Raw genomic sequence first — 1,613 nt, 5'->3', positions numbered from 1 at the left:
TGGGGCCTGTGGGAAGACCGCTCCACCATGACCGGCAACCTCACCCACACCGACCTCCACCGCATGACCCGCCACGGGGTGTCCGGGCTCTCCGCGGCCGAGGGACTGGCGCTGTTCGACGCCGCGTGTGCGTCGGGCGAGCCGCACCTGCTGCCGGTCCGGCTCGACGTGGCGGCGCTGCGGCGTTCCCTCGGCGCGGAGGAGCCCGTGCCGGCGTTGTTGCGCGGGCTGGTCCGCCGCCAGGTGCGCCGCGCCGCCGCCCGGGAGGGAGCCGAACCGCAGGGCCGGTCCCTGGCCGCCCGGCTGGGCGAGTTGGAGCCGGCCGAGCGGATGGCGTTCGTGCTGGGCCTGGTGCGGGAGCACACCGCAGGGATCCTGGGATACGCTGGCGCCGGGGGTATCGAGGCGGAACTCAGCTTCAGAGACTTGGGGTTCGACTCGCTGACGGGCATCGAGCTGCGCAACCGGCTGGCCTCGGCCACCGGGCTGCGGCTGCCCGCCACGCTGATGTTCGACCACCCGAGCCCGATCGAACTGGCCCGGTATCTGGTCACCGAGGCCCTCGGTGACGAGCCCGGCACCGCGGCTGGCCCGGCTCGGCGCAGCGACCTGGACCCCGACGAGGACGCGGTGGCCGTCGTGGCCATGGCCTGCCGTTATCCGGGCGGGGTGCGCACTCCGGAGGACCTGTGGCGGCTGGTGCGCTCCGGCGGCGACGCGATCTCCGGGTTCCCCGCCGACCGCGGTTGGGACACGGAGGCGCTGTACCACCCGGACCCGGACCACCCCGGCACGACGTACGCGGTGGAAGGCGGATTCCTGTACGACGCCGCCGAGTTCGACGCGGGCTTCTTCGGGATCTCGCCCCGCGAGGCCCTCGCCATGGACCCGCAGCAACGGCTGCTCCTGGAGACCTCCTGGGAGGCTGTGGAACGGGCCGGCATCGACCCGCGGACCCTGCGAGGCAGCCGTACGGGCGTCTTCGCCGGCGTCATGTACCACGACTACGGCACGCAGGTCACCGAGGTGCCGGAGGGGCTGGAGGCGTTCCTCGGCAACGGCAGTTCCGGCAGCATCGCCTCTGGCCGGGTGGCGTACCACCTGGGTCTGGAAGGCCCGGCCATCACGGTCGACACGGCCTGTTCCTCCTCGCTGGTGGCCCTGCATCTGGCCGCGCAGTCGCTGCGCAACGGCGAGTGCTCGCTGGCGCTCGCGGGCGGCGTGACTGTGATGACCACGCCCGGTACGTTCATCGGGTTCAGCCGGCAGCGGGGGCTGGCCCGCGACGGGCGGTGCAAGGCGTTCGCGGACTCCGCGGACGGCACGGGCTGGGGCGAGGGCGCGGGCGTCGTGCTGCTGGAGCGGCTGTCGGACGCGCGGCGCAACGGCCACCCGGTGCTGGCGGTGGTGCGGGGCAGCGCGGTGAACCAGGACGGCGCGAGCAACGGCCTCACCGCCCCGAACGGGCCCGCGCAGCAGCGGGTGATCCGCCAGGCCCTGTCCAGTGCGGGGCTGACCGGCGCGGACGTCGACGCGGTCGAGGCCCACGGCACCGGCACCACCCTCGGCGACCCCATCGAGGCCCAGGCCCTCCTGGCCACCTACGGCCAGGA

Annotated in this window: 1 protein-coding gene; it reads left to right on the top strand. The window is 74.2% G+C overall.

What is annotated here, in order from left to right; all coding sequences use genetic code 11:
- A partial coding sequence (locus IE172_RS34165) for an acyl carrier protein (protein ID WP_229886755.1) occupies window positions 1-1,613 on the top strand: 1,613 nt, incomplete at both ends.

This window comes from Streptomyces griseoflavus, from assembly GCF_014649995.1.
GTDB classification, from domain to species: domain Bacteria; phylum Actinomycetota; class Actinomycetes; order Streptomycetales; family Streptomycetaceae; genus Streptomyces; species Streptomyces griseoflavus.
Note: the sequence above shows the minus strand (reverse complement) of the source record. Positions and strands in the feature narration are given on the sequence as shown.